The organism is Mesorhizobium sp. WSM4832, from assembly GCF_055811115.1.
Map to the genome: position 1 here is coordinate 214,217 of NZ_JBVVQH010000003.1, position 18,965 is coordinate 233,181.

Below are 18,965 nucleotides of genomic sequence, written 5' to 3' on the forward strand. Positions count from 1 at the left end.
TTCCCTGCGGTCTGCCTCGCGGCCGCGACGATCGGAGCAACGCATGCGCGCAACGCGCCTTTTTCTAGCCGCCGCCTGTCTTTCGGCGGCACTCCCAATGGCGCCGGCCCTTGCGGTGCCCGCGCTGCAGGCGCACCGCGCCGTCTACGATCTCACGCTCAGCAAGGCCTCCGACCGTTCGGGCATTACCGGCATCACCGGCCGCATGGTCTATGAGTTCAATGGCTCGGCCTGCGAAGGCTATACGGTCAAGTTCCGTTTCGTCACCCAGATCGCCACCAACGATAACACCAGGCTGACCGACCAGCAGACGACGACTTTCGAGGACGCCGAAGGCAAGACCTTTTCCTTCGTGACGAAATCCTTTGTCGACCAGAACCTCGACAAGGAGGTGAAAGGCATGGCCACCAGGGAACCGAAAGGCCTCAAGGTCGATATCGACAAGCCCGAGAAGGGCAGCCTCGAACTCGCAGCCACGCAGTTCCCGACCCAGCATTTGGTCGAGCTGATCGGCAAGGCCGAAAAAGGCGAGAATTTCTACCAGACCAATTTGTTCGACGGCTCCGAGGACGCCAACAAGGTGATGACCACCACCGTCATCGTCGGCAAGAAGACGGATGCGAAAAAGACGGATCCGGAAGCGCCGGCGCTGGCCAAGCTCGCTTCCGACAAATACTGGCCGGTCGACATCGCCTATTTCGACGATACCGGCAAAGGCGGCGAGGAGGTGCCGGAATACCGGATCAGCTTCAAGCTGCACGAGAACGGCATCACCCGCGACCTCGTCATGGACTATGGCGACTTCTCGATGACCGGCAAGCTGGTCAACCTGTCGCTGTTCGATCAGACCAAGCCTTGCCCGGCTTCGAAGTAGCAACGCTCTGACGGCAAGCGGCCGGGTTGCGAGCCTGGCCGCGACACGCCATGTGTGGGGATCATGGAGTGCGGTGCGCCTGATGGCGGTTTATGTCGATGCGGCGATCTGGAAATGGGCCGGGCACCGCTGGTGCCATCTGCTGGCCGACGACACCAATGAGCTGCATCGCTTCGCCGCCGAGCTTGGCCTCAAGCGCTCCTCCTACGAAGGACCGCCCAAGACATCGGCGCCGCATTACGATATCACCGGCCTCGAACGCGATCGGGCGGTTCGGCTAGGCGCCATCGAATGCAGCCGCGAGGAAATCGTCGCGGTCTTTCGCCGCGTCAGGGTACCGAACGGCAAGATAAAACGCTGACCGCGCGGATCGCCGCAGGCTGAAGCGTTTTCCCGGCTTGCGTTTATGAGACTTCCCCTCTATATGCGCGCTCATTCCACACACGGACTTTGGTGTCTGCCCGGGAGAAATCCGGCTGAAACCTCCGGTGGCATCAGGACATAAGTCCGAAATGCCTGTGTCCGTGGAGGCCAACCGGAAAGGAACTAAAGAATGGCTCTGCCAGATTTCAGCATGCGCCAGCTTTTGGAAGCTGGTGTTCACTTCGGCCACCAGACCCACCGCTGGAACCCGAAGATGGCGCCCTACATCTATGGCGCCCGCAACAACATCCACATCGTCGACCTGTCGCAGACGGTGCCGCTGCTGCACCAGGCTCTGAAGCAGGTGTCCGACACCGTTGCCAAGGGCGGCCGCGTGCTGTTCGTCGGTACCAAGCGTCAGGCGTCCGACATCGTTGCCGACGCCGCGCAGCGCTCGGCCCAGTACTATGTCAACTCGCGTTGGCTGGGCGGCATGCTCACCAATTGGAAGACGATCTCGAACTCGATCCAGCGCCTGCGCAAGCTCGACGAGACGCTCTCCGGCGAGGCTCAGGGCCTCACCAAGAAGGAGCGCCTGAACCTCGACCGCGAGCGCGAGAAGCTCAACAAGGCGCTGGGCGGCATCAAGGACATGGGCTCGACGCCGGACCTGATGTTCGTCATCGACACCAATAAGGAAGCGATCGCGATCCTCGAGGCCAAGCGCCTCGGCATTCCGGTCGTGGCCATCATCGATTCGAACTGCGATCCGGACAAGATCGACTTCCCGATCCCCGGCAATGACGACGCGGCCCGGGCCATCCAGCTCTATTGCGATCTGATCGCGAAGGCGGCCATCGACGGCATCGCCCGTCAGCAGGGCGCGCTCGGCGTCGACATCGGCGCTTCGGCCGAGGCTCCGGTCGAGCCGGCGCTCGACACCCCGGCCGCTGAAGCTCCGGAAGCTTGATAAGGAAGGCCGGTTCCGGCCTTCATCTTTCCAATAAATTGGCGCGCTAAAGCGCTTCTGCCGAGCGCATCATCGAGTCCCGATGGTGCGTCGGCGCATTTGAAACAAAGAGGCGACAATGAGCATTTCGGCTGCACAGGTCAAAGAACTCCGCGACTTGACCGGCGCGGGCATGATGGACTGCAAGGCGGCGTTGAACGAAACCAACGGTGACATGGAAGCGGCCGTCGACTGGCTGCGCAAGAAGGGTATCTCGAAGGCCGACAAGAAGGCCGGCCGCACTGCCGCCGAGGGCTTGATCGGTGTCGATTCCGGCGTGCGTGAAGCCGCCGTCGTCGAGGTCAATTCGGAGACCGACTTCGTGGCCCGCAATGCCGCCTTCCAGGAAATCGTCGCCAACGTCGCCAAGGTTGCGCTCGCCTATGGCACGACCGAGGCTGTTGCCGCGGCCAAGTATCCGGGCTCCGACAAGTCGGTCACCGATACCATCAAGGACGCGGTCGGCACCATCGGCGAGAACATGGGTTTCCGCCGCTCGGCCAAGCTCACCGTGCCGCACGGCGCGGTTGCGACTTATGTCCACAACGCCGTCGCCGACGGCCTTGGCAAGCTCGGCGTTCTGGTCGCGATCGAGACCACCGGCAACGAGCATGCGGCGAACGCCTTTGGTCGTCAGGTCGCCATGCATGTCGCCGCCACCAACCCGATGGCGCTGACCACGGAAGAGCTCGATCCGGCAGCGGTCGAGCGCGAGAAGGCGATCTTCGCCGACCAGGCGCGCCAGACCGGCAAGCCGGAGGCGATCATAGAAAAGATGGTCGAGGGCCGCCTGCGCAAGTTCTATGAAGAGGTCGTGCTTTTGAAGCAGGCCTTCGTGCTCAATCCCGACATCACCGTCGAGAAGGCGCTGAAGGATGCCGAGAAGGAGATCGGCGCTCCGGCCAAGATCAGCGCCTACCTGCGTTTCGCGCTCGGCGAGGGCATCGAGAAGGAAACGACCGATTTCGCGGCGGAAGTCGCGGCCGCGGTCAAGAAATAGCCCGAAGCAAAAAGTAAGGTTACAGTGCTCAGGCGACTCGGTCGGGTGTCCGCATGGATGCCCGGCCGATTTCTTGTGCGGTATCGATAAAGGCCCTGAGCTTCGGCGCCATCGACGCGCGGCGCGGGAAGTAGAGGAAGAGGCCCGGCTCCTCGATCGCCGTCTTCGGCAGGATCTGGACCAGACGCCCGGCGGCGAGATCGGCGCGCACCAGCGGCTCGAACACATAAGCGAGCCCGACGCCGGCCAGCGCAAGGTCGATGGCGCCAAGCGAATCAGTAACGACGGCCGTGCCGCGCGTCTCGATCACGATATCCTTGCCATCCTCGTGCAAATCCCAGCGATAGAGTCCACCGGCGCGGACAAGCCGGTAGCCGATGCAATTGTGGTTCGCGAGGTCGGCCACGTCGCGTGGACGGCCGTGCTTTCCGATGTAAGCGGGCGAAGCAACGATCACGGCCTTGAATGGTGGCGTCATTTTGACCGTGACCATGTCCTGCGCGATCATCTCGCCCAGCCTGATGCCGGCATCAAAACCTTCGCCGACGATGTCGACCAGTCCCTGCTCGGCAAAAACCTCGACCGTCACATCGGGATAGCGTTCGGCCATGGCCGCCACGACGGGCGTGACCGCCAGGGGGATCGCGATGTTGGAGGCGTTGATCCTGAGCAGGCCTGATGGCCGGCCCTTGATGCCGCTGATGCGGTCCATCCGCTCGGCAATGTCCTGCAGGGCAGGGGCCGCCGTATCCACCAGCGCCTTGCCGGCTTCCGTCAGTGAAACGCTGCGCGTCGTGCGCGCGAAAAGCGGCTGGCCGATGCGCTCTTCCACCAGCCGCACGGCGTGGCTGACGGCAGACGGGCTCATACCGAGTTCGGCCGCGGCGAGCGCAAAGCCGCCACGCCGCGCCACGGCGACGATGACTGGCAGATGCGTGAGCAGATCGCGGTCCATTCATGAGCGATATCGCACAGTCTTTGCGAACAATGCAATCTTATCGATGCCAGTGAGTTGGTCCACATTGCGGTCAACACATCGGCGGGGCTGAAGCTCAAGGAGAGACGAGATGAACGCGTTGAGACATCTAACTTTTGCTGCAGGACTGGCGCTGGCGCCGGTCGATGCCGGCGGAGCCGAACCGGCGGGCTGGCAAGCGCTCGCCGATGAGCGCGCCGTCATCCGGATCGCGGACGCCATCGACCGTGCGGTGGATGCGCAGGACTGGAAGCTGGCCCGCAGCTATTTCGCTGATCGTGTCACCGCCGATTTCAGCAGCCTGTCCGGCCTGCCCGCGGCCAACATTGCTTCCGACGATCTGATCGGCGCCTGGGCAGCCAATCTCAAGGGCAGCAAGACCAGCCTGCATCTGCGCACCAATCATCAAGTCGAAATCGACGGCGACGGCGCTATTGTTCTGTCGAATGGCTATGCCTGGAACCGGATGGAAGGCAATGGCGACCCGCTCTGGGAAGTCTGGGGCACCTATGAGCACCACCTGACGCGTTCGGCTGCCGGCTGGAAGGTCGACGGCTTCACATTCCGCATGACACATGAGCGCGGCAACCCATGGGTCAAGGCCACTCCGGGCCATTGAACGCCGGCACGAGTCAAGATCGGGAAAGGACGATGTCATGACAATGAACTACTACAATCTCGGCAACAGCGGCCTGCGGGTAAGCAGGCTGGCGTTGGGCACGATGACCTTCGGCACCGAATTGGGCTGGGGCGCGGACAAGGAAACAGCCCGCGCAATGTTCGACGCTTATGTCGAGGCAGGCGGCAATTTCTTCGACACCGCCGATCTCTACACAGGTGGCACCGCCGAGACCTGGCTTGGCGAATTCGTCGCCGAGCGCGGATTGCGCGACAAGGCGGTGATCGCCAGCAAATTCACCTTCAATTCAGAACCGGGCAATCCGAACGCCGGGGGCAATGGCCGCAAGAACATCATGCGCGCCGTCGATGCTTCGCTGAAGCGGCTCGGAACCGACTATATCGACCTCTATTTCCTGCATGTCTGGGACAGGCTGACGCCGGCCGAGGAAGTGCTGCGCACGCTCGACGACCTGGTGCGCGCGGGCAAGGTGCTTCATATCGGCCTCTCCGACGTGCCGGCCTGGTACGCCGGTCGGGCGCAAGCGATCGCTGAACTGCGCGGCTATGAGCCGATCTCAGCCCTGCAGCTCGAATATTCACTGGCCGAGCGCTCCATCGAGCACGAATTCGTGCCGTTCGGCACGCACCACGGCGCCGGTATCATGGCGTGGAGCCCGCTGGCAAACGGCCTGCTCAGCGGCAAATATCGGCCGACACAGGTTGGAAATGCCGGCCGGCTCGATGGCTTTCGCAACACCACGCACCCAGGTTTCCAGAAGTTCAGCGACCGCAACTGGGCGATCGTGGCCGAGCTCGAAAGAGTGGCCGCCGATCTTGGCCGCGGCATGGCCCAAGTCGCGCTCAACTGGGTGGCCACGCAGCCCGGGATCGCCACGGTAATCTTGGGAGCGACGAAACTAGCCCAGTTGCAGGATAATCTCGCGGCGCTGGATTTCTCTATTCCTCCCGAGCTTCGTCAACGGCTCGCTTCCGTCAGCAGCGTTCCGCCGCCGTTCCCGCATTCCTTCTTCGGGCCGGAGATCCAGGTCCGGGTGGCCGGCGGCGTGGTGACCGGCGACAAGCCGGCCGGCTATTCGCCTGCGGTCGTGATCGAAGGCGAGGCGGTCAGCATCTCAAGCAGCTGATCAAAGGGTGGCCGCTGACCGAAAAAGCCTGGGATTTTGCACGAGGGCGCGGCGTGACATCGCCGCGCCCTTCGTGTATCGGGTCAACCCGCCATGACAGCATCGCCGGATGAAGCGGGGGCGGTTTTGCCTCCAAAATTGCTGCGCCGAGATATTCGAGGACCCAGATGACGGTGAAGCCCCTCTATCGACGTGTCGTGCTGAAAGCTTCCGGCGAAGCGTTGATGGGCGAGCAGCATTTCGGCATCGACGTCTCGGTGGTCGACCGTATCGCAGCAGACATCGCCGAGGCCCGCGCGCTGGGCGTCGAAGTCGGCGTCGTCATCGGCGGCGGCAACATCTTCCGCGGCGTCGCCGTTGCCTCCAAGGGCGGCGACCGCGTTACCGGCGACCACATGGGCATGCTCGCCACCGTCATCAACTCGCTGGCGCTGCGCACCTCGCTGAACAAGATTGGCGTCGACGCGGTCGTGCTTTCGGCGATCGCCATGCCGGAGCTCTGCGAGAGCTTTTCCCAACGCCAGGCGACCGCCTATATGAACCAGGGCAAGGTGGTCATCTTCGCCGGCGGCACCGGCAATCCGTTCTTTACCACCGATTCGGCCGCGGCCCTTCGCGCCGCCGAGATCGGCGCCGATGCGCTGTTCAAAGGCACGCAGGTCGATGGGGTCTATTCGGCCGACCCCAAGAAAGACCCGAATGCGGTCCGCTTCGACCGCATCAGCCACGCGGAAGTCATCAATCGCGGGCTTGCGATCATGGATACAGCCGCGATTGCACTTGCGCGCGAAAACAACATTCCGATAATCGTCTATTCGATCCACGAAAAAGGTGGTTTCGGCGATATTCTGAGGGGCGGTGGCCATTGCACGGTCGTCGCGGACAAATAATCGGGACCCGGATCCGTTAAACGACTACGGAACCGCGGACGGGACCACGACACAATCAGCGAACCCGGCGAACGGGTCGAGGAGATGATCATGAGTGGCGAGTACGAAGACCTTAAGCGACGCATGGACGGGGCGATCGCCGCCTTCAAGCACGATCTGGCTTCGCTGCGCACCGGCCGTGCCTCCAGCAACCTGCTCGATGCAGTCCAGGTGCAGGCCTATGGCACGGCGATGCCGATCAACCAGGTCGCCAATGTGACGGTGCCGGAGCCGCGCATGATTTCGGTGTCGGTCTGGGACAAGTCCATGGTCAGCGCGGTCGACCGCGCCATCCGCGAAGCCAATCTCGGCTTCAACCCGATCGTCGACGGCACCAATCTCAGGATTCCGCTGCCCGAGCTCAACGAGCAGCGCCGCAAGGAACTGGTCAAGATATCGCATGGCTATGCCGAGAACGCCCGCGTCGCGGCCCGCCACGTCCGGCGCGACGGCATGGATTTCCTCAAGAAAGCTGAAAAGGACGGCACCATCAGCGAGGACGATCACCGCAAGCGGTCCGACCAGGTTCAGAAGCTGACGGACGAGACGATCAGCACGATCGATCACCTGCTTTCCGATAAGGAAGCTGAAATCATGCAGGTTTAGGGTCGGGTTTTTCGGCTCGAAAGCGAGACCATGGCAACGCCCGCGCATGTCGCGATCATCATGGATGGAAACGGACGCTGGGCCAAGGCGCGAGGCCTGCCGCGCCTTGCCGGCCATCGCGCAGGCGTCGAAGCCCTGCGCAAGACGGTCCGCGCGGCGCCCGAGCTCGGCGTCTCCTACCTGACCGTCTATGCCTTTTCCTCGGAGAACTGGTCGCGGCCGAAATCCGAGGTCAGCGACCTTATGGGCCTGTTGAAGCTGTTCATCCGCCGCGATCTTGCCGAACTGCATCAGAATGGCGTGCGGGTGAGGGTGATCGGCGACAAGCAGGGATTGCAGCCCGACATCAGAGGGCTGCTGCAGGAGGCCGAATCGCTCACCGCCGGCAACGAGGCGCTGACGCTGGTCATCGCCTTCAACTATGGCGGCCGTGACGAGATCGTGCGCACCGCGCGCAAGCTGGCGGAGGCCGTCGCACGCGGCGACATGGCCAGCGACGCGATCACGGCGGAAAGCTTCGCCGCGTCGCTCGATACCCAGGGCATTCCCGATCCCGAGCTGGTGATCCGGACCAGCGGCGAGCTCAGGCTGTCGAACTTCCTTCTTTGGCAGGCCGCCTACAGCGAGCTTGTCTTCCTGCCTTGCTATTGGCCGGACTTCAGCCGCGAGCATCTGGCCGATGCCTTGCGCGACTTTGCCGGCCGTGAACGACGCTTCGGCGGGCTTGCCGCCCGCGATGTCGCGCTTTAGGCGCCGCTACGCATGAGCAATCTCCAGCAGCGCGTCATCTCGGCAATCGTGTTGGCGGCTCTGACCCTTGCGCTCACCTGGCTCGGCGGATTGCCGTTCCGGTTGTTCTGCGCGGGAATCGCGGCGCTGATCTTCTATGAATGGACGCGCATGTCGCGCCCCGGGAACGGCGTGGCGCTCGGCTTTCTGCCGGAAGCGCTGATTCTGGTCTTCATCGGCGCGCTGATTGCCGGCCTGCCGGCCTTGTGGCTGCTGCTCCTTATCGCGATCCTTGTGGCGGTCGCGGCGGTCGCCGCTCGCATCAAGGGGGCAGCGTTGTGGGAAGCGTCCGGCGTGGCCTATGCGGCTCTTTCCGGCTTTTCGCTCGCTTATCTGCGCGGCGGCAACCATTCCGGCCTGATTGCGATTCTGTTCCTGTTCGCCGTGGTCTGGGCAACCGACATAGCGGCCTATTTCGTCGGCCGCGCGGTCGGCGGCCCGAAGCTCGCGCCGTCGATCTCGCCCGGCAAGACGCAAAGCGGCGCGTTGGGCGGCGCGGTCGGCGGCGTTGTCGCCGGGCTGCTGCTGGCAATTGCGGCCGGCGCCGGCAATCTCGTCCAGCTCGGCCTCGTCGCGCTCGCGCTCTCGGTCGTTTCGCAGATAGGCGATCTGTTCGAATCCTGGGTCAAGCGCCGGCACGGTGCCAAGGATTCGAGCAACCTCATTCCCGGCCATGGCGGCGTCATGGACAGGGTCGACGGGCTTGTCGCGGCCGCGTTCGCCCTGTACGTCATTGGCTGGATCGCGGCGGGCGCCGAGCATCCGGCATTGGGGCTGTTTCCGAACTGAACTACGTTGCGGCAAGGCGAAAAACGGCGCGCGCCACGGATTCGCCCGGATTGATGCCACAGTCGCGGCGGAGTGTCGCGCGGGCGAATTTGAGGGCATGACTTGAACGACATCTTTCACACGGTCTTCAGCACACAAGGCTTCGTCCTTGGCACGCTCGTGCCGTTCCTGTTCGTGCTGACCGTGGTCGTGTTCGTCCACGAGATGGGCCACTATCTCGTCGGCCGCTGGTGCGGCATCGGCGTCAAGGCCTTTTCGATCGGCTTCGGCCCCGAGATATTCGGCTTTTACGACCGCCGCGGGACGCGCTGGAAACTTTGCGCCATTCCGCTTGGAGGCTATGTCAAATTCGTCGGCGACATGAATGCGACGTCGAGCCAGCCGAGCACCGATGAGATCGAATCACTGACTGAAGCCGAGCGCGAGGTCGCCTTCCACACGCAGCCGATCTGGAAACGCGCCGCTACCGTCGTTGCGGGGCCGCTGTTCAATTTCCTGCTGACCATTGCCGTGTTCGCGGTGTTGTTTTCCCTCTATGGCCGTCCGGTCCTGGAGCCGACGGTGGCCGAAGTCACCGCGGGCAGCCCGGCGGAGAAAGCCGGAATCCAGCCAGGCGACCGATTCGTCAAAGTCGACGGCAGCAAGGTGGAGACCTTCGCCGACGTGCAGCGGCTGGTTTCAGGCCGGGCAGGCGACGCCATCACCTTCACCATGCTGCGCGACGGCAAGGAAATCGCCGTCACCGCGACGCCGGAGCCCATGGAGCAGCAGGATGCGCTGGGCAACAAGGTCAAGGTGGCGGTTATCGGTGTCGTCAACAACGCCGAGCTCGGCCAGCCGCGCTTGATCTCCTATACGCCGGCGGGCGCCGTGGTGGCGGCGGTCGAGGAAACCGGGCACGTGATCCAGCGCACCGGCCAGTTCCTGCAGCGCTTTGCGCTTGGGCGGGAGGATAAATGCCAGCTGGGCGGTCCGATCAAGATCGCGAAGATGTCGGGGCAGGCGGCCAAGCTCGGCTTCGAATGGCTGGTGCAGCTTGTTGCATTTCTGTCAGTCGGAATAGGATTTCTCAATCTTCTGCCGATTCCCCCTCTCGACGGCGGCCACCTGTTGTTCTACGGCGTGGAGGCCGTCATAAGGCGGCCCGTTTCGGAGCGGACGATGGAGATGGCTTATCGGACCGGGCTGTTCCTGGTGCTCGGATTCATGGGCTTCGTTTTTTGGAACGATCTGTTTGGGTGCTGAAATCATGAAGAAATTCGGCTTCAGCCCCGGGCGCATTGAGATGCTGTTTACCATGCGTGGGGATATGCGTGACGCGAAAGCCACGCGGTACGGTTAAGTAAATACAAATTAACCGGGAGCCTTGCGTGTAGGGAAAATCCGGTTAATACGGTAAGAGAAATACCGCACGTCCGGTTTTCTCGCCGTGGGGACTACGAGAAAAAGGTACAAAAGCCCGATGAAGGCAGCATCCAAGTTTCTGAGCGCCGTTTCCGCGGCGGCTTTGTCGGCCGCTCTGGTCGTGCCAGGCGCGCTCGCAGTGCAGTTCGCTGCGACGTCGGCGGCCGGGGCCGCGGTCATTTCGCGTGTCGAGGTCAGCGGCAACCAGCGGGTCGATGCGGAGACCATCCGCAATTACATCGCAATCAAGCCGGGCAAGCCCTTCTCCAGCTCCGATATCGACGACGCCGTCAAGGCGCTGTTCGGCACCGGCCTGTTCTCGGACGTTCAGATCAACCAGGTCGGTTCGAGCCTGGTGGTCAAGGTTTCCGAATACAAGGTCGTCAACCAGGTCCTGTTCCAGGGCAACAAGAAGCTGAAGGACAACGCGCTCCAGGCCGCTATCCAGCTGAAGCCGCGCGCCACCTTCTCGCAACAGGCGCTCGACGCCGACGTCGAGGCGGTAAAGGCTGCCTACAAGCGCATTGGCCGTGACGACGCCGCCGTGACCACGCAGATCATGGATCTCGGCGACAACCGCGTGAACGTGGTCTTCAACATCAACGAAGGCGGACGCACCCAGATCGCGGCAATCAATTTCGTCGGCAACCACGCTTATTCCAGCCGCCGCCTGTCGGATGTCATCAACACCAAGCGCTCGTCCTGGCTGTCCTTCGTGCTGCGTGACGACGTCTATGACGAGGATAAGCTGCGCGCCGACCAGGAGCTGCTGCGCCGCTTCTACTACAATCACGGCTATGCCGATTTCCAGGTCGTCTCGGCCGTCGGCGAGCTCGACGACACGACCAACAAATACACGGTCACCATCACCGTGCAGGAAGGCGACCGCTACACATTCGGCGACGTAAGCGTGGAAAGCACCATCCCCGAGGTCGACTCGAAGGCGCTGGAATCCACGGTCGAAACCCACAAGGGCGACGTCTACAACGCCAAGGACGTCGAGGATTCGATCGTCGGTTTGACCGAGAAGGTCGCGGGCTCGGGCTATGCCTTCGCCCAGGTGACGCCGCGCGGCGACCGCAATTTCGAGAACCACACCATTTCGGTCGTCTACACCATCGACCAGGGCACCAAGGCCTATGTCGAGCGCATCGAAATCCGCGGCAACGACCGCACACGCGACTATGTCATCCGGCGCGAGTTCGATGTCAGTGAAGGCGATGCCTTCAACCAGGTCCTCATCCAGCGCGCGAAGAAGCGGCTGGAAAGCCTTGATTACTTCCAGTCTGTCGACATCTCGACAGTTCCGGGCTCGGCTCCCGACCAGGTCGTGCTCGTGGTCACCGTGGTTGAGAAGTCGACCGGCGAATTCTCGGTCGGCGCCGGCTATTCGACCGGCGGCGACACGCCCGGACCGTCGATCGAAGGCTCGATCACCGAACGCAACTTCCTCGGTCGCGGCCAGTACATCAAGGTGTCGGCCGGCGGCGGCAAGAATTCGCGCGACTACGCCCTTTCCTTCACCGAGCCTTATTTCCTCGGCAGGCGCATCGCGGCCGGGTTCGATATCTACAAGTCGACCCGCGAGTACGATCACTACGACACAGACACCACCGGCGCGACCGTTCGCTTCGGCCTGCCGATCACGGACAGCATTTCGACGCAGCTGGCCTATAACATCTCGCAAGAGAAGTACTCACTTGCGGACAATTGCACGACCAACGGGATCTATGATCCAGCCAAGTGCACCATCTCCCAGGCGATTCGAGATGGCGTTGCAGAAAGCCCTTGGCTCAAGTCATCGGTCAGCCTCGGTCTGGTCTACAATACCATCGACGATATGAAGAACCCGCATGAGGGGCTTTATATCACCGGCGCGACCGAGTTCGCTGGTTTGGGTGGTGACGCCAAGTGGGTCAAAATTACTGGACGTGCGAGCGTCTACCAGACTTTGTCCGAACAGCTTGATATCGTCGGCTTGGTTTCGGGTGGTGCAGGCTACCTCGCGGGCTACGGCAGTGGCGACCTGCGGATTTTCGATAACTTCCAGAGCAATGATCGCATGATCCGCGGCTTTGAGTATGGCGGCATTGGTCCTGTGGCCAATGACGGCAGCGGTGATCACCTTGGAGGTACGACCTATTTCAATGCCTCCGCAGAAGCTCAGTTCCCGCTTCCAGTTATTCCGGAGAGCTTCGGTCTGCGTGGCGCGGTCTTTGCGGATGCGGCGACGCTTTATGGCAACAAGCTTGTCGGTGTCGATTCGGCCTCGGCCGACATGAAGCTGCGCGCCTCGGTTGGTATCGGCCTGATGTGGGCTTCGCCGTTCGGCCCGATCCGCATCGACTACGCGATCCCGGTCAAGAAAGAGTCGACCGACGATGTGCAGGAATTCAACTTCGGTATCGCGACCCGCTTCTAATCTTGCGGTCGCGACATTTTCCGGGCCGCATGACGGCCCGGACTAGACTGATCCGACCCAGCTGGATATTGCTTCTGGAATGACCGATCCGGTGTTCTTTGCGCCTTCACGCCGGTATACGGCTAGCGAGGTCGCGAATCTGACCGGCGCCAGCCTGTTCGATTCCGCTCAGGCCGAAATTGCCATCGAGGCGCTGGCTCCCGCCAATGAGGGTGGCGACGGCGCGCTCGTCTTTGTCGACGGCAAGCGCAATTTCGCACTCATGCCGTCGCTCAGGGCGGCCGCGGTCCTGTGTCCCGCCGATTTTGCCAGCAAGGCGCCGCCAGGTATTGCGGTGCTGATGCATCCGCGCCCGCAACAGGCTTTCGCAATGGTCGGGCGCCTGTTGTTTCCGCACGCCGCGACCCCGGGGCCGATGACCGGGGAAACCGGCATCTCGGCGCATGCGTTTGTCGATCCATCCGCGCATGTCGAGGAAGGGGCGATTGTCGAGGCGGGTGCCGTGATCGGTCCCGGTGTGGCTATCGGCAGCGGCACGGTCATTGCGCCCCACGCCGTTGTCGGCCGTTCCTGCCAGATCGGCCGTGACGGCTTCATAGGTCCCGGCACCAGCATCCAATATGCGCTTATCGGCAACCGCGTCATCATCCATGGCGGCGCCAGGATCGGCCAGGACGGTTTCGGCTTCGTGGGCGGCGCCAAGGGACCTGAACGCGTGCCGCAGATCGGCCGCGTCATCATTCAGGACGATGTCGAGGTCGGCTCCAATTCGACCGTCGACCGCGGCGCGATGTCCGATACCATCATCGGCCAGGGCACCAAGATCGACAATCTGGTGCAGATCGCCCACAATGTTCGCATCGGCCGCAATTGCATTATAGCAGGGCTTTCGGGTATTTCCGGTTCCGTCGTCGTCGGTGACAACGTCACCATGGGCGGCGGTGTCGGCCTCGCCGATCATCTGACCATCGGGCCGGGAGCCAAGCTTGCTGCGAGAAGTGGATTCATGAACAACGTGCCGGCAGGCGAGATATGGGGAGGTTATCCGGCACAGCCGATGGCCGAGGCTATGCGCGAGATAGCAATGCTGCGCAGGATGGCCAGGACGCGCAAGCAAGGCGACGGAAATGGCTGACATGGTGGCAACGACACTAGAGGCGGTCGACATCATGGGGCTGATGAAGCTCCTGCCGCACCGCTATCCGTTCCTGCTGATCGATCGCATTATCGACATCGACGGCGACGAATCCGCTGTCGGCATCAAGAACGTGACCATTAACGAGCCGCATTTCCAGGGCCATTTTCCCCAGCAGCCGGTGATGCCCGGAGTGTTGATCATCGAGGCCATGGCCCAGACCGCCGGCGCGATCTGCATTCGCAGCCTCAACACGGAAAAGCCCTCGCTGGTTTATTTCATGACCATCGACAACGCGAAATTCCGCAAACCGGTGGTTCCGGGCGATCAGCTCAGGATCCATGTCAAAAAGATCAAGAAACGCGGCAACCTGCTGAAATTCGCCTGCGAGGCGATGGTTGACGGCGCGAAAGCCGCCGAAGCCGAGGTTTCGGCCATGATGGTTACCGGCTGACTGACGGTTCGAAATGCTCATGAAAGTCGAGACATCCATCCATCCTTCCTCGGTCGTCGAAGAAGGAGCCCAGATCGGCGAAGGCGTCCGCATCGGACCCTTCTGCCATATCAGCGCCGATTCAATCATCGGCGACCGTGTCGAGCTGGTCAGCCATGTGTCAGTGATGGGCGCAACAACCATCGGGACCGGGACAAAGGTCTATCCGATGGCGACGCTCGGCGCGCCGCCGCAGAACACCAAGCACAAAGGTGGGCGCACCACCCTGGTCATCGGTGAGAACTGCACGCTGCGCGAAGGCGTCACCATGCATGTCGGCACGGATTCCAGCCGTGGCGAGACCACCGTCGGCGACAATGGCAATTTCCTCGCCTACGCCCATATCGCCCATGATTGCGTGGTCGGCAAGAACGCCACTTTCGCCAATGGCGCGACGCTCGGCGGCCATTGCGAGATAGGCGACAACGTCTATATCGGCGGCCTGAGCGCCGTTCATCAATTCGTGCGCGTCGGCGACAACGCCTTTCTTGGCGGGTGCTCGGCTTTTGTTGGGGATGTCATTCCCTACGCCATCGCGGTCGGCAACCGAGCCAGCCTGCGCGGCTTGAACATCATTGGCCTCAAGCGCTCCGGCGTGCCGCGTTCCGAAATCTATCTGCTGCGCAAAGCTTATCGGACGATTTTCGATCGCTCCCGAACCGTCGGCGAGAATGTGGAACTCGCCAAGGCCGAATTCGCCGCTTCGCCAACTGCCATGAAGATCATCGATTTCATCGCCAGTCGCGGCAAGCGGCACTTTGCCGTCCCATCGCTCACGGGTGGCGGCGACGATGACAATGGCGATGACGAGGGCTAAGCCCGCCGAAGCAGGGCTTGCACTCGCGCCGGGCTCCAGGGTCGGCATCATTGCCGGCGGCGGCAGCCTGCCTGTCGAAGTCGCCGATGGCCTGGTCAAGCACGGTTTTGCGCCCTTCATCATCATCGCCGCGGGCGAGGTCGACCGAGAGGCGGATTTTGCCGCCTACGATCAGGAAAAACTCGCGCTCGAAGACATCGGGTTGCTGTTTCCATTGTTGAGACGCAAGGGCATCACGCATCTTGTTCTTGCCGGCGAGATCAAGCGCAGGCCGCGGCTGAGCAAGATAAGGCCCACACTTGGTCTGCTGGCGATAATTCCCTTGGTGGTTAGAGGATTGAGACGCGGCGACGATGGTCTGCTGAAGATGTTGACCCGAAGCTTCGAAACGCGCGGCATCAAGGTCGTCGGCGCGCACGAAGTCGTTCCGGAACTGACGGCCGGCGAAGGTCCGTTGACGACGGCCGGACCAAATCAGTCTGACTGGCGCGACATCGAGGCGGCCCGAAAGGCGGCCAAGGCCATTGGCGCGCTCGATATCGGCCAGGCGGCGATTGCGATCGGAGGTCGGGCCGTCGCGCTGGAAGGCATTGAAGGCACTGCCGGCCTGCTCGACAGGATGCGGGAATTGCGCGGCCACGGCAGGCTGGCCGGCAAGGCGCGCGGCGTGCTGGTCAAATGCGCCAAGCCGGGCCAGGAATTGCGCGCCGACTTGCCAACCATAGGCCCGCAGACGATCGAGGCCGCGCATGCGGCTGGCCTTGCCGGGGTAGCTGTCGAGGCCGGCCGCTCGCTCATTCTGGAAGGCCCGACCACACTTGCGCGCGCGAACGCGCTTGGCCTTTTCATCGTCGGTCTGCCAGCAACGGAGCTGGCCAATGGGAAGCCGGCTCATGGTCGCTGACAAGCCGCTCAAGCTCGCGATCGTCGCCGGCGAGGAGTCCGGCGATCTGCTCGGCGCCGACATCGTGCGGGCGCTCGAGCGCACGACCGGCCGCAAGGTTCAGCTCGTCGGCATCGGCGGGCGGCACCTGCAGCAGCTGGGGCTGGCTCCGCTGTTCGACGGCAGCGAGATTGCGCTGATGGGCTTCAGCGCGGTGCTGCGCGACCTGCCGCGACTGATGCGCCGTATCAGCCAGACGGCGGCGATGATCGCGGCCGAGCGGCCCGATTGCCTGGTTACCATCGATAGCCCCGACTTTTCGCTGCGCGTGGCGAAGAAGGTTCGCGCAACAGCACCGGCCATCCCGATCGTCCACTATGTCTGCCCGAGCGTATGGGCCTGGCGGCCGGGCAGGGCGGTGGCGATGAAACCCTATGTCGACCACATTCTGTGTATCCTGCCATTCGAGGTGAAGGCGCTTGCTCGCCTTGGCGGACCGCCGGGCACCTATGTCGGTCACCGGTTGACGCAGGATCCGGGCGTGCTTGGCGCCGCCAAGGCGCAGAGCCAGCCGCGCGACCTCTCCGAAGACCGCGTCAAGACGGTGCTGGTGCTGCCCGGCTCGCGCCGCGGCGAGGTAAGCCGGCTTGTCGTTCCGTTCGGCGATACGGTATCGGTCCTGCGCGCGCGCGGACACCGGTTGCGCTTGCTTTTGCCGACGGTGCCGCATGTCGTCGATCTGGTCAGGACCTCGGTTGCACGCTGGGATGAAAAGCCGGAGATCATCGTCGAATCCGAGCGCAAATGGCAGGCCTTCGGCAAGGCCGATGCGGCGTTGATCGCATCGGGAACCGTGTCGCTCGAGCTGGCGCTTTCGGGCGTGCCAATGATCTCGTGCTACAAATTCGATCCGGTCATGCAGATGGCCCAGCGCCTGATCACGGTATGGAGCGCCGCCTTGCCGAATCTCATCGCCGATCGGCCTGTCGTGCCGGAAAGCTACAACCAATATGTGCGGCCGCACTATCTGGCGAGGCAGCTCGAGGCGCTGTTTGCCGACACCGCCTATCGCGCCTGGCAAAAGGACGGCTTTGCCGAAGTGGCGACCCGCATGGCGACCGAAAGGCCTTCAGGCGAGATCGCTGCGGAGGTGGTGATTGGGTGCGTGAGGAAGGCAGTAGGCAGTAGGCAGTAGGCAGTAGGAGCTCTCTGTCTCACCCTGCCTATTGCCTACTCACTACTTCACTATCTCTTTGCAATCGGCACGTAGTCGCGTTCCGTGGCGCCGGTATAGAGCTGGCGCGGGCGGCCGATCTTCTGGTGCGGATCCTCGATCATTTCCTTCCACTGGGCGATCCAGCCCACGGTGCGCGCGACCGCGAAGAGGACTGTGAACATGGTGGTGGGGAAGCCCAGCGCCTTCAGCGTGATGCCGGAATAGAAGTCGACGTTCGGGTAGAGCTTCTTTTCGATGAAATACTCGTCGGTGAGCGCGATCTTCTCCAGCTCCATCGCGATGTCGAGCAGCGGGTCGTCCTTGATGCCGAGCTCGCCCAGCACCTCATGCGCGGTCTTCTGCATGATCTTGGCGCGCGGATCGTAGTTCTTGTAGACGCGGTGGCCGAAGCCCATCAGGCGGAACGGGTCGTTCTTGTCCTTGGCGCGGGCAATGAATTCGGGGATGTGATCGACATGGCCGATCTCGCCCAGCATGTTCAGCGCCGCCTCGTTGGCGCCGCCATGCGCCGGACCCCACAGGCAGGCGATGCCGGCGGCGATGCAGGCGAAGGGGTTGGCTCCAGAAGAGCCCGCAAGGCGAACGGTCGAGGTCGAAGCGTTCTGCTCGTGGTCGGCGTGCAGGATGAAGATGCGGTCCATGGCGCGCGCCAGCACCGGATTGATCTTGTACTCCTCGCACGGGACGGCAAAGCACATGTGCAGGAAGTTGGCCGCGAAGCCGAGATCGTTCTTCGGGTAAATGAAGGGCTGGCCGATATGGTACTTGTAGGCCATCGCCGCGATCGTCGGCATCTTGGCGATCAGGCGCATCGAGGCGACCATGCGCTGGTAGGGGTCGGAGATATCGGTCGAGTCGTGATAGAAGGCCGACAGCGCGCCGACCACGCCGCACATGACCGCCATCGGATGCGCGTCGCGGCGGAAGCCGGTGAAGAAGCGCGACATCTGCTCATGCACCATCGTGTGGCGGGTCACGCGATAATCGAAGTCGTCCTTCTGCGCCTTGGTCGGCAGCTCGCCGTAGAGCAGGAGATAGCAGACCTCGAGGAAGTCGCCGTGCTCGGCGAGCTGATCGATCGGGAAGCCGCGATGCAGCAGGATGCCGGCGTCGCCGTCGATGAAGGTGATCCCGGACTCGCAGCTGGCAGTCGAGGTGAAGCCCGGATCATAAGTGAAGGCGCCGGTGGTGCTGTAAAGCGAACCGATGTCGATGACGTCGGGCCCGACCGTCCCGCTTCGCACCTTCAATTCATGCGTCTTGCCGGCGAGTTCGAGCCTGGCGGTCGACTCACGCGTTTTGCTGCCCGGTTCCAATTTTGTCGCAGCTTCGCTCATTCTCAAACTCCTTTTGTATCCTCATGCCGGCAAGGCAATTCCTGCAAACGACACGTCGAAGTCACCGGAATGCGCGAACTCGCCACTGCATTTTTAGGAGGTGCGTGCCAGATTGGGCCAAGACCTAATGTTGCAC

The 18,965-nt window shown here is 62.6% G+C and carries 19 protein-coding genes; 17 read left to right on the forward strand and 2 right to left on the reverse strand.

Features of this window, described 5'->3' with window-relative positions; all coding sequences use genetic code 11:
* Positions 1-43: 43 nt before the first annotated feature.
* The 4 genes from AC0L2L_RS06280 (at position 44) to tsf (ending at position 3,246) form a co-directional block, all read left to right on the forward strand.
* On the forward strand, positions 44-874 hold the full coding sequence (locus tag AC0L2L_RS06280; protein WP_473576911.1) for a cell envelope integrity EipB family protein: 831 nt from the start codon (positions 44-46) through the stop codon (positions 872-874).
* An 82-nt stretch (positions 875-956) separates the two neighbouring features.
* Complete coding sequence (locus AC0L2L_RS06285) at positions 957-1,235, forward strand: DUF4031 domain-containing protein (protein ID WP_473576912.1); 279 nt, start codon at positions 957-959, stop codon at positions 1,233-1,235.
* A 192-nt stretch (positions 1,236-1,427) separates the two neighbouring features.
* Complete coding sequence (gene rpsB / locus AC0L2L_RS06290) at positions 1,428-2,207, forward strand: 30S ribosomal protein S2 (RefSeq protein WP_473576914.1); 780 nt, start codon at positions 1,428-1,430, stop codon at positions 2,205-2,207.
* Between the two features lie 118 nt (positions 2,208-2,325).
* A complete protein-coding gene (gene tsf / locus AC0L2L_RS06295; protein ID WP_473576916.1) occupies positions 2,326-3,246 on the forward strand; it encodes a translation elongation factor Ts in 921 nt (306 codons plus the stop codon).
* Between the two features lie 28 nt (positions 3,247-3,274).
* Here tsf and AC0L2L_RS06300 read toward each other — a convergent pair whose 3' ends face one another.
* Positions 3,275-4,201 carry a LysR family transcriptional regulator gene (locus AC0L2L_RS06300; protein WP_473576918.1) on the reverse strand — a complete coding sequence of 309 codons (927 nt, stop codon included), beginning with the start codon at positions 4,199-4,201 and terminating at the stop codon, positions 3,275-3,277.
* 112 nt (positions 4,202-4,313) lie between these two features.
* Here AC0L2L_RS06300 and AC0L2L_RS06305 point away from each other — a divergent pair, with 112 nt between their 5' ends.
* From AC0L2L_RS06305 to lpxB, 13 genes are all read left to right on the forward strand, one after another.
* The gene (locus AC0L2L_RS06305) at positions 4,314-4,841 is read left to right on the forward strand and encodes a nuclear transport factor 2 family protein (RefSeq protein ID WP_473576919.1); all 528 of its coding nucleotides are present in this window, start codon (positions 4,314-4,316) and stop codon (positions 4,839-4,841) included.
* A 37-nt stretch (positions 4,842-4,878) separates the two neighbouring features.
* Positions 4,879-5,988 (forward strand): aldo/keto reductase, encoded by a 1,110-nt coding sequence (locus tag AC0L2L_RS06310; RefSeq protein WP_473576920.1) that lies wholly within the window; start codon positions 4,879-4,881, stop codon positions 5,986-5,988.
* Between the two features lie 167 nt (positions 5,989-6,155).
* Positions 6,156-6,878, forward strand: a complete 723-nt coding sequence (gene pyrH / locus AC0L2L_RS06315; RefSeq protein WP_473576922.1) for a UMP kinase — start codon at positions 6,156-6,158, stop codon at positions 6,876-6,878.
* Between the two features lie 90 nt (positions 6,879-6,968).
* Positions 6,969-7,523 (forward strand): ribosome recycling factor, encoded by a 555-nt coding sequence (gene frr / locus AC0L2L_RS06320; RefSeq protein WP_084508049.1) that lies wholly within the window; start codon positions 6,969-6,971, stop codon positions 7,521-7,523.
* A 30-nt stretch (positions 7,524-7,553) separates the two neighbouring features.
* Positions 7,554-8,273 carry an isoprenyl transferase gene (locus AC0L2L_RS06325; RefSeq protein WP_473576924.1) on the forward strand — a complete coding sequence of 240 codons (720 nt, stop codon included), beginning with the start codon at positions 7,554-7,556 and terminating at the stop codon, positions 8,271-8,273.
* Positions 8,274-8,285: 12 nt separating this feature from the next.
* The gene (locus tag AC0L2L_RS06330; RefSeq protein WP_473576925.1) at positions 8,286-9,101 is read left to right on the forward strand and encodes a phosphatidate cytidylyltransferase; all 816 of its coding nucleotides are present in this window, start codon (positions 8,286-8,288) and stop codon (positions 9,099-9,101) included.
* Between the two features lie 102 nt (positions 9,102-9,203).
* Positions 9,204-10,346, forward strand: coding sequence for an RIP metalloprotease RseP (rseP, locus tag AC0L2L_RS06335; protein ID WP_473576927.1), 1,143 nt, complete (start codon positions 9,204-9,206; stop codon positions 10,344-10,346).
* A gap of 217 nt (positions 10,347-10,563) precedes the next feature.
* Positions 10,564-12,927: an outer membrane protein assembly factor BamA gene (bamA, locus tag AC0L2L_RS06340; protein WP_473576928.1), complete on the forward strand. Its 2,364-nt coding sequence runs from the start codon at positions 10,564-10,566 to the stop codon at positions 12,925-12,927.
* A 79-nt stretch (positions 12,928-13,006) separates the two neighbouring features.
* Positions 13,007-14,062, forward strand: coding sequence for a UDP-3-O-(3-hydroxymyristoyl)glucosamine N-acyltransferase (gene lpxD / locus AC0L2L_RS06345; protein ID WP_473576929.1), 1,056 nt, complete (start codon positions 13,007-13,009; stop codon positions 14,060-14,062).
* Entirely contained in the window at positions 14,055-14,516 is a 462-nt protein-coding gene (fabZ, locus tag AC0L2L_RS06350; protein WP_027166226.1) for a 3-hydroxyacyl-ACP dehydratase FabZ, read from the forward strand. The genes lpxD and fabZ overlap by 8 nt, the downstream gene beginning before the upstream one ends.
* 19 nt (positions 14,517-14,535) lie before the next feature.
* Entirely contained in the window at positions 14,536-15,372 is an 837-nt protein-coding gene (gene lpxA / locus AC0L2L_RS06355) for an acyl-ACP--UDP-N-acetylglucosamine O-acyltransferase (protein WP_473576930.1), read from the forward strand.
* Positions 15,359-16,276 (forward strand): LpxI family protein, encoded by a 918-nt coding sequence (locus AC0L2L_RS06360; RefSeq protein WP_473576931.1) that lies wholly within the window; start codon positions 15,359-15,361, stop codon positions 16,274-16,276. The genes lpxA and AC0L2L_RS06360 overlap by 14 nt, the downstream gene beginning before the upstream one ends.
* A complete protein-coding gene (gene lpxB / locus AC0L2L_RS06365; protein ID WP_473576933.1) occupies positions 16,266-17,450 on the forward strand; it encodes a lipid-A-disaccharide synthase in 1,185 nt (394 codons plus the stop codon). Before AC0L2L_RS06360 ends, lpxB begins: the two co-directional genes overlap by 11 nt.
* A gap of 50 nt (positions 17,451-17,500) precedes the next feature.
* Here lpxB and gltA read toward each other — a convergent pair whose 3' ends face one another.
* The gene (gene gltA / locus AC0L2L_RS06370; RefSeq protein ID WP_036258282.1) at positions 17,501-18,829 is read right to left on the reverse strand and encodes a citrate synthase; all 1,329 of its coding nucleotides are present in this window, start codon (positions 18,827-18,829) and stop codon (positions 17,501-17,503) included.
* Between the last annotated feature and the right edge of the window lie 136 nt (positions 18,830-18,965).